The organism is Marinomonas sp. SBI8L, from assembly GCF_001624705.1.
Taxonomy (GTDB): Bacteria; Pseudomonadota; Gammaproteobacteria; order Pseudomonadales; family Marinomonadaceae; genus Marinomonas.
In genome coordinates, this window is the sequence record NZ_JSEO01000011.1 from 181,105 (window position 1) to 190,280 (window position 9,176).

The 9,176-nt window shown below is 41.6% G+C and carries 8 protein-coding genes; 5 read left to right on the forward strand and 3 right to left on the reverse strand.

The genetic code is table 11. The features are described from left to right. The first annotated feature begins 22 nt into the window (after positions 1-22). From OA91_RS17025 to OA91_RS17035, 3 genes are read left to right on the forward strand one after another with little or no spacing between them, the layout of a single operon-like run. Positions 23-1,840, forward strand: coding sequence for an extracellular solute-binding protein (locus OA91_RS17025; RefSeq protein ID WP_082827987.1), 1,818 nt, complete (start codon positions 23-25; stop codon positions 1,838-1,840). Then, positions 1,840-2,898, forward strand: a complete 1,059-nt coding sequence (locus tag OA91_RS17030) for an ABC transporter ATP-binding protein (RefSeq protein ID WP_157203860.1) — start codon at positions 1,840-1,842, stop codon at positions 2,896-2,898. Before OA91_RS17025 ends, OA91_RS17030 begins: the two co-directional genes overlap by 1 nt. Further along, positions 2,891-3,868: an ABC transporter ATP-binding protein gene (locus OA91_RS17035; protein ID WP_063339214.1), complete on the forward strand. Its 978-nt coding sequence runs from the start codon at positions 2,891-2,893 to the stop codon at positions 3,866-3,868. Before OA91_RS17030 ends, OA91_RS17035 begins: the two co-directional genes overlap by 8 nt. A gap of 110 nt (positions 3,869-3,978) precedes the next feature. Here OA91_RS17035 and OA91_RS17040 read toward each other — a convergent pair whose 3' ends face one another. Further along, positions 3,979-4,800 carry a hypothetical protein gene (locus OA91_RS17040; protein ID WP_046015583.1) on the reverse strand — a complete coding sequence of 274 codons (822 nt, stop codon included), beginning with the start codon at positions 4,798-4,800 and terminating at the stop codon, positions 3,979-3,981. 365 nt (positions 4,801-5,165) lie between these two features. Continuing rightward, positions 5,166-6,938, reverse strand: coding sequence for a GGDEF domain-containing protein (locus OA91_RS17045; protein WP_063339215.1), 1,773 nt, complete (start codon positions 6,936-6,938; stop codon positions 5,166-5,168). A 241-nt stretch (positions 6,939-7,179) separates the two neighbouring features. On the opposite strand from OA91_RS17045, the gene OA91_RS17050 reads away from it, so the two are divergent. Then, positions 7,180-7,560 (forward strand): hypothetical protein, encoded by a 381-nt coding sequence (locus OA91_RS17050; protein ID WP_063339216.1) that lies wholly within the window; start codon positions 7,180-7,182, stop codon positions 7,558-7,560. 49 nt (positions 7,561-7,609) lie between these two features. Next, positions 7,610-9,010, forward strand: a complete 1,401-nt coding sequence (locus tag OA91_RS17055; protein WP_063339217.1) for an MFS transporter — start codon at positions 7,610-7,612, stop codon at positions 9,008-9,010. Between the two features lie 69 nt (positions 9,011-9,079). Here OA91_RS17055 and OA91_RS24085 read toward each other — a convergent pair. Then, positions 9,080-9,176 (reverse strand): IS3 family transposase (locus tag OA91_RS24085; protein WP_157203854.1); only part of this gene is annotated, 97 nt, incomplete at its 5' end.

A 9,176-nucleotide genomic window follows, 5' to 3' on the forward strand; every position in this document is an offset into this window, starting at 1 on the left:
TTTCTTGCTTAGGAATAAAGGTATGAAAACAATGACTTTTTTGCGAGCTAGTCTGAAAACAGGCTTAGGTGCTTTGCTTTTATCTAGCTTGGCTCAGGCGGCGGCTTTACCCACTAACCTTAATTGGACATCCGGCCCAGATGCACCGCTTTTCGCAGATAAGAATGCGAAACAAGGTGGTGTGTATAACTTGCGCTTAAGCACCTTTCCGCTGACTTTTCGTACTATAGGGCCTGACTCAAACGGATCCTTTCGACCTTTCTTATTAGATGGCCAACCTGGCCTGTTACAGATGCACCCAAATACCCGCGAGTATTTGCCGTCATTGGCCACAGAATGGGCCTTTGATGATGACCAAAAGACGGTGTATTTCAAACTAGATAAAACTGCCCGCTGGTCGGACGGCGCTGACATTAGCACGGCTGATTTTGAGTTCTTATTTGAGTATATGCGCAGTGATAACGCCAAAGCGCCTTGGTATAAGGACTATTATACTAATAGCATCACAGGGATCACGGTTTATGACGAGGATACCTTTGCACTTCATTCGGCTGATAGGTTACCTCAAGATGATTTATTAGCACGTTTAGGGGCAACACCTAGACCCAAGCACTTTTATCCAAATGGGCTACCTAAAGACTTTGTTAAGCGCTTTAACTGGAAAGCTGAGCCTGTAACTGGGCCTTATGTTTTAGGTAAGGTGAAAAAGGGCAAGTCTATTGAGTTTGTGAAGGTGAAAGATTGGTGGGGATATAACAACCCTTACTATCAAAACCGTTATAACGTAGACAGAGTGAGATTAAAGATCATTCGTGACCAAGATGTGGCTATGAAGCATTTTGAAAAAGGCAGTATTGATGCTTTTTCAATGATACTACCTGGGGTGTGGCATAACCAAGGTAAGGGGCCACTTTATGATAAGGGTTTTATTGAAAAGTCTTGGTTGTTTAATGATACACCTCAAGGTGCTACCGGTGTCTGGTTAAATCTTGAAAACCCGTTAATGCAAGATGCTAATGTGCGTAAAGGTATCGCTTACTCTATTAATGTGGATAAGATGATAGAGACAGCCTTGTTTGGGGATTATGTTCATTTGCAAAGTTTTGGATCAGGGAAAGGTATTTATGATCACCCTAATATGAAGGCTAAGCCATTCGACCCTAAACTTGCCGCCGAATACTTTTCTAAAGCAGGTTATGACACCTTAGGTCGTGATGGTATTCGAGTAAATGCCCAAGGAGAACCGCTAGTATTAGTGATGAACTACTCTTGGAAGGCTCATTCTGCAAGAACGGCTGTGTTAAGAGAAGAAGCGAAAAAGGCGGGGTTAGACTTACAACTAAACTTGGTTGAAGGAGCAACTGGTTTTAAAGCGGCTCTTGAGAAAAAACATCAAGCAGTGTTTCAAGGTATGGGGTCAGGGATGAAACCTGCGTATTGGCAGTATTTTCATTCTGCTAATGCCAAACCACAGACCAATAACTTTACCAATTACCAAGATCCAGAAATGGATAAGCTGATCGACGCCTACGATAGCGAATTTAATGTTGAGAAAAAGGCTGAGTTATCTCATCAGATTCAAGAAAAAATCATGGCGTGTGATTGTTTTATTCCTACCTACTCAGTGCCTTACACCCGTCTAGCTCATTGGCGTTATGTGCGTTTGCCTGACACTTTAGGGGTTGGGTTAAGTACGGCCTTAGCGGATGAATCTGGTTTTGAATATGGTTTGTTTTGGCTGGATGACGGCATGAAAAAAGAGACGCTTAAAGCGAAAAAATCAGGGCAGAGCTTTCCAGCGGTTAACCGAGTTGAAAAACACGGGGCGGAATCCCTTTAATGAGCCATAGCCATGAGCACGCGTCATTAGATACAAAAAGGATGGAAGCAGAGCATATCCTTAGGGTAGAGAAACTGGCTGTCAGCTTTGAAACGGACTCTGGCCCCATCACTGTATTAGACGATGTGAGCTTTAGCGTAAAAAAAGGCCAAACATTAGGTCTAGTAGGCGAATCCGGTTGTGGCAAAAGTGTCACGGCTGCCAGCATTATGGGGCTCTTACCACAACCCTATGGCAATGTGATTGGTGGCGATATCTTATATCAAGGAAGCTCAATTACAGCACTCAGTTTGCCAGAGCGTTATGCTTTGCGTGGGAATCGTATTTCTATGATTTTCCAAGAGCCCATGACAGCCTTGAATCCTGTGCATACGATTGGCAGACAGCTAAGTGAAGTGTATGAGCTTCACAAACCTGAGTTAAGTAAAAAGGCGCGTAAAGTAGCCGCCATTGCCATGCTCGATAAGGTGGGTATTGCTGAACCTGAGATACGTTTTGATCTTTATCCTCATCAACTATCTGGCGGTATGAGACAAAGGGTGATGATAGCAATGGCTTTGGCCTGTGAACCCGATATCCTGATTGCTGATGAGCCAACAACCGCACTGGATGTCACCATACAAGCGCAAATTCTTGAGCTCATGCGTGATTTACAAGCTGAAACGGGTATGGCGATTATCTTTATCACCCATGATCTTGGCGTGGTTGCTGAAATGTGTGATCAAGTTGTCGTTATGTATGCGGGCAACGTGGTGGAGCACACAGATGTCTTTACCTTGTTTGAATCCCCAAGCCACCCCTATACCCAAGGATTAATGCTGTCTATGCCTAGGCTCGATACCTTGAGTAAAACTCAATTAAAAGCCATACCAGGCAATGTGCCTAGCTTGTCACACATGCCAAAGGGATGTCGTTTTAGTAATAGATGTGAATTTAGTACTGAGCAATGTGAGGCTTCAAAGCCAGAGTTAGAGGCTTATGACAAGGCTGACTCAGACTCACATTCAGAGACTCATTTAGTGCGTTGTTTTCATTTAGAGGATGTGAATAATGCCTAAAACCTTATTAGAGGTTCGTCATCTCAGTCAGCACATTAAATTGTCGGATTCTTGGTTCTCAAAAGCCAGTTATCTATATGCGGTAGATGATGTCTCTTTCAGTTTAAAAGCGGGTGAAACCCTTGGGCTGGTGGGCGAATCTGGTTGTGGTAAAAGTACGCTAGCCCGTAGTCTTCTGAAATTGATGGAACCAAGTGCTGGCCAAATCATATTCCAAGGGCAGGATATAACCCACTACACGTCGAAGCAAATGGTCTCATTACGTAAAGAAATGCAGATCATCTTCCAAGATCCTATGGATAGTTTAAATGGACGCCATACTGTGGGGAATATTTTACAAGAGCCTTTTGAAATTCACCAAATGGGTGATACTAAACAAAGGCGGCAATGGGCCGAAGAGCTTCTGCTTAAAGTAGGATTGCCTATTGAGGCTATGGAGAAATATCCCCATGAATTCTCAGGGGGGCAAAAACAAAGAATAGGCATCGCCAGAGCCATAGCGTTAAAACCTAAATTGATTGTCTGTGATGAAGCGGTATCTGCTTTGGATATGTCGGTACAAGCTCAGATCATGAATTTGTTATTAAGCTTGCAGCAAGAGATGCAATTGGCCCTTATTTTTATTGCCCATGATTTATCTGTGGTAAAGCATATTTCAGATAGAGTCGCGGTAATGTACCTAGGTAAAATCGTTGAGTTAACGAGTGCGCAACGCCTTTATGAAGCGCCCTTGCACCCTTACAGTCAGGCGCTTATTTCTGCTATTCCTGTTGCAGACCCCAGAAAACGTAAAGCACGACAAGTGCTACAAGGGGACGTACCTTCTGCCATTAACAGACCCCAAGGTTGCCACTTTTCTAGTCGTTGCCCTAAGGTCATGGATAGATGCAAAGAGCAGGCGCCACAACTTAAGGCATTAGCAAACGAAGCGCATTTAATTGCCTGCCACTTAGTGGAGGAGCTTGACTAGGTTTCCTAGGTAAATCTTGGTTAAAAACAATTCGAGTGGAGCAAGCCTGTCGTAAAAGGAGTCTTTACAACAGGCAATATGTTGATTTGCTTGTTTTATTAAGAGGGGAGTTAGGCTGATCTTCTAATATCAGAATGGTCTGCGCTGGCTTCTATTTCGCTTAATGATTGTTTGAATTCAGCTAAGAAGGAGTTAGGAAGAGGCTTGATACCATCTTTGGATAGTGTCGCCAGTTTATGAGGTTGGTGAGTGAAGATAATGTCTTTTTGATATTCTTTTGAGGTGAAACCCTTTTTGATATTGCGGTTGTGCTTATTAAGGATTTCTTTATATATGGTTGATTCAATTTCTTCTAATTCACTGGCGCTAATCATGATTCTTGATAAGCCTAAGCTGACGGGCGCATCTGAGTTAATTAGCTGCTTCTTCAAGGATTCTTCGATCCTTTTGTTCAAAGCTGAATCTGGGTGGAAGTTGTAAAAGCTTTGGCCTTTGAAGATGAACCTATTGCCTTCTTGGAGGTTGATAATGCCAAGAATTTCTAAGCTTCTTAAATAAGGGTAAACACTTAACTCATCTAAACCATATTCTTCGAGAAGTTGATCAAAATTATCTGACTTAAATCTTAGTTCACGATAGAAGTCATATAACTCTGGGTAGCGAATAAAAATCTCATCCTGGGTTTTGCTAAATAAGGTGAGTTTTGAATTCTCTAGCTCAAAAGCTAAATCATGCACTTCTTCTAAGCTGGTTTTTGCCGCTTGGCAATAGGTGAGTAGCCTTTCAAGTGCAATGTTAGGGTTATGTAAATGGCGCTTTAAGGTTGATAGTGGTGTATCTAGTTCTTTTGCTAGATTTGGGTAGGTTAAGCCGTTGCGCTTAATCTGAGTCCTTAGTGCCAATAATATGTATTCTGGATTTGCTGGTCGCATGATTCCTTCCTGTTTTTCGGTTTTACCTAGCTTAATATGTATGTATTTAAAAATCATTTACACAATATTTCAAATTCAAGCAGAATTAGCTTTTTTCCAAGCATCTCAGTTTACACACAATTTGGGACAAACTGCGACTATTTATTAGTAATAATGATATTCGTACTGTTTATGAAGAAAATTTTAAAAAATTGATCAAGTTATTTCTATGCTTGGAGTGGCTGTGGTAATGAGAGGGGTAAAAGTATTTTTTATGGGCGGACAGTCAGCCTGTATGGATCTTAAAGCAATGGCTGCCTCAAAAATTATAGTGAAGCGTATTCATAAATTAGTGTCTTCTTTGCTATGTGAATGTAACAGAGCATCTAACAGCATAAAGCCGCATTAGATGCTTGTTTTTTGTTCATATCAAATAATAGGCAGGTGTTTCCACCTTTTTTTTTCGCCGCTTTTTTGGCTTGGGCGGCAATTTCTGCGACCTGTAAATGATTCTGACACTGGTTTGGTAATAGGTGAACGACACCTATGGCGAGACTGAGCAAACTATGGAAGCGCATTTCCCCGTTACGGTCTAAGGCGTTCACTCCTCCGGCTTTTAACTGTGCATCGCTATAGTGCTGCTGAATGCCAAGGGAAAAATCGGCTAAAACTTTCTCACATCTTGCTTGCCAACTGAGGTCTGAAAAAATGACCACAAAGTCATCGCCGCCAATGTGCGAGATAAAGTGCTGGGCTTGATTTACATGTTTTTCAATTAACTTGCCTACTAGCTTTATGACTTCATCCCCTGCGGCATAACCGCATACATCATTAAAAGGTTTGAAGTGATTTAAATCGAAGTAGGCTATGAAAAAATTTTGACCTGTTTGCATCCTCTCATCAATCTCACGGTTCAAGGGAACATTACCCGGTAATAAAGTGAGTGGATTAGAGTAAGTGGCGTTTTGTATTTTTAATTCTGTGATCTGCTTTAGTAGGTCTTTTAAGCTCCCCATGCCTATGTATTGGCCTTGTTGCGTAATAATGATTTCATTATTCAAGCTGGTGGCATCTTGATTGGTTAGCTGTAACGACACGGTTGATAAGCTGATATGGCTTTCTACAATGAGGGCGTCTTGAGTCAGCATTTGGCTCACATCTGTGTGTTCGTATAGCGCCCTGCCGTATGGTGTGGAAAATAACTCATGCAGCTGGCTACGGCGAATCACGCCAATAGGCTTGCTGTCTTTAAGGATAGGAATCGCCATAATCTCAGGTGATTGACTAAAAAGTTGGCTTGCTGTTTTTAATTCGTCTCCTGCTTTGAGTGTCGGCACTTTCTTAGAGAGAGACATAACACTGTCGCGCACATGTTTTTGAAAACGGCGACGGCTTAAGGTGACGTTTAAAATATCACTTTCTGTTTCCACTGGGTTAGGTGTTGGGCGGCCCAGTACATAGCCTTGGCCTTTTTTAACGCCAAGTTTAATAAGCTGATTAAGCTCTTCAGGGGTTTCTATCCCTTCGGCAATGATGTCGCAATTCAAACGATTGCCTATGGCAACCATGGCGCGAACAAATTCTTTTTTGACAGGGTCTTGATCGACATTCTGAATAAAATGTTTATCAATTTTGACTATCTCAGGTTGAATTTCTGACCAAAGCTGCAGGCCGGAATAACCCACTCCCAAGTCATCTATCGCGACTTTAAAGCCCATTTGGCGATAATGTTCTATGGTGGTATGGGAAAGGCCATCGTGTTCGAATTTATGTTGCTCAGAGAGCTCCATGACTATGTTATGTTGGGCTATGTTTAAGCGTTCTAAAATGGCAAGCGTCATGCCTTTTTGATGTTCAGGCGAACTCAATAAAGAAGCACTTACATTTAAGAAGAGTTTACCTGGTAGGGCAAGTTCGGCAAATCTGACAATGGCCTTCTCGCGACATAGTAGTTCCAACTGATGTAATTTATTGTTTTCTTCTGCTAGTTGGAAAAGCGTTAAAGGAGAGTGCAAATCAGACTCTTTAGGGCCTCTAGACAAGGCTTCGTGGCCATATAGTTCACCTGAATTTAGGTCATAAATAGGCTGAAAGTAAGCTGTTATTGATTCGTCAGCTAAGATTTTGAATAGCTGCTGTTGTACATCTAACTTTTGCATTCTAATCCTCATTGATGGCTGCAAACGCAGTTAGCCATGACATGGTTGAAGATTAGGTTAGTTTGATGACAATTAGATGACATTGTATAAACTTGTAGCTTTGTAATTGAGTTAACATAAAGAGGTAAATAGCGCATTTTTTGAATTACTTTAAGTCTTCATAAATGTGTTACTTTAGCCTGACTGAGCCTGTTGTCAGAGTGCTAACGGATTGATACAAACAAAATAAAAAAGGGTTGTTATGCTGCTAAGATATTTAAAACAATTGCCGACCGGTATTTTGATTCTGTGGTGTTATTTGATTTGGTATCTGGTTATTGCCGCATCTTATTTTGCTTGGGATATGAGGTTGTGGCTTAACTCTATGGGAATAGCACTAATAGTGGGTACGGCTTTAATACTCGCGACAGGGCCTCTCAACCTTGACCGTATTAAAAATAACTTCTTTCAGGTAATGCGACTCGTACTTTGTCCATTTTTTGTTTCTAGCTTCTCAGCGCTTACTAAGGGCAAAGGGTTCTTCTTAGTCTTTTCACCCATAATGCAAGAAAACCTTATCGCTTTACTTGCCTGTTGTGTTTTTGTTGCACTCACCTTATTGGTTAAACGCCTTCACGGATAAAGGTTTTATATAAGTGCCCATATAATTTGCACTTATGACAAGGAATGATATGACGGCCTCACAACTTCAAGACTTTTATGATACTCACGCTAAAGCAAGGTGGCTTGCTTTACTGAGTGTGTGCCTGGCTATTTTTGTCACATCCGTCAGTATGTCTGCTGCGAGCATTGCCATTCCTAGTATTGCTCGAGATTTGGATGCTAGTGCTCGTGCTGTGAGTTGGATGCCTACGAGTTTTCTGTGGGGGAATATTGTGTTGCTGCTTCCTGCTGGGCGTTTAGCTGACTTGGTGGGAAGAAAGCGCATGTATATCACAGGCGTAACTCTCTTTTCTCTTTTATCCCTATTTGTTTTTCTAGTGCAGGATATTGCATCACTTTTAACTTTAAGGGTGTTTCAAGGTTTTTCTGTTGCCTTAATTACCGCGACTTCCATGAGTATTATCGGGGCGGTATTTGCTAATTCTAATCGTGGCGCTGCGCTAGGTTTAACCTCGTCCTCTGTGTATTTAGGTTTGAGTTGTGGCCCAATTATTGGTGGCTGGCTAACGCAGGAGTTTGGTTGGCGTGCAGTGTTTTGGATGCCAACACCTGTCATGTTAATTGCTTTAATGCTGATTTTTAGCTTTGTAAAAGGCGAGTGGAAATCGGCAAAGGTTGAGCGTCTTGATAAGCTAGGTAGCTTATTATTTGCCGCATGGGTGAGTGCCTTTTTTATTGGTATGTCCGATGTTGAGGATATGGCTCACCTTGTTTCACTCGCTTTAGGATTCGTACTCTTATATGTATTTATTAAGCAGCAGGGGCGATCTGGATCGCCGCTTATTCGTATTAGCGCATTGCGTGCAAATCGTGTGTTTAGTCGCTCTATTCTGTCTAGTTTTTTAATGTATAGCGCTAACTTTCCAATTGTTTTCTTAATGAGTCTCTATCTGCAATACATTCATGAATTATCGCCCTTTGAAGCCGGGCAACTTGTCTTGATACAGACTTTTATCATGATGGTGTTAGCACCTATTTCTGGTCGTCTATCTGATAGATATGAACCTAGGTATTTAGCCACTTTGGGGTGTTTGAGTTTTGCCTTAGGGCTGGCTTTATTACTAAGGTTAGATATGGATACCTCTCTTACTTATGTGTTTGTGGGTTTGATCTTTTTAGGGATAGGTTTTGGTTTGTTTTCCTCTCCAAACAACAATGCCATTATCGGTTCTGCTTCTAAGGATAAGTTGAGTATCGCCTCTGCTTTAGTGGGCTTGTCACGTAATATGGGTAATCTCTTTAGTACAGGTGTCGTCATGATGTTGATGTCGATTATGCTGGGGAGTCAAAGTATAGGGCCTGATAATTTAGACCAGCTTTTATGGGTGGTGAGAGTTGTTATGGTGCTTACTTTAATCAGTGCGCTTTGCGCCTGCTATTACTCCTTCACTCGTGGTCGAATCCATTAGATTTAGCGCTTTTAAGAAGACATAAAAAAAGCCTCATAATGAAGTGACCCCATAAAGTTGGACGCTTTGTTAAGCTGCTTGTAAGGCCTGATATCGATACTCTATCGGTGTCAGGCCTTTTAGTTTTACCTTAATTCTTTGAGTATTGTAATACTCAATATACTCT

Coding starts and splice junctions, on each gene's coding strand:
- OA91_RS17025 (WP_082827987.1), top strand. CDS start 23: ATGAAAACAATGACTTTTTTGCGAGCTAGTCTGAAAACAGGCTTAGGT.
- OA91_RS17030 (WP_157203860.1), top strand. CDS start 1,840: ATGAGCCATAGCCATGAGCACGCGTCATTAGATACAAAAAGGATGGAA.
- OA91_RS17035 (WP_063339214.1), top strand. CDS start 2,891: ATGCCTAAAACCTTATTAGAGGTTCGTCATCTCAGTCAGCACATTAAA.
- OA91_RS17040 (WP_046015583.1), bottom strand. CDS start 4,800: ATGCGACCAGCAAATCCAGAATACATATTATTGGCACTAAGGACTCAG.
- OA91_RS17045 (WP_063339215.1), bottom strand. CDS start 6,938: ATGCAAAAGTTAGATGTACAACAGCAGCTATTCAAAATCTTAGCTGAC.
- OA91_RS17050 (WP_063339216.1), top strand. CDS start 7,180: ATGCTGCTAAGATATTTAAAACAATTGCCGACCGGTATTTTGATTCTG.
- OA91_RS17055 (WP_063339217.1), top strand. CDS start 7,610: ATGACGGCCTCACAACTTCAAGACTTTTATGATACTCACGCTAAAGCA.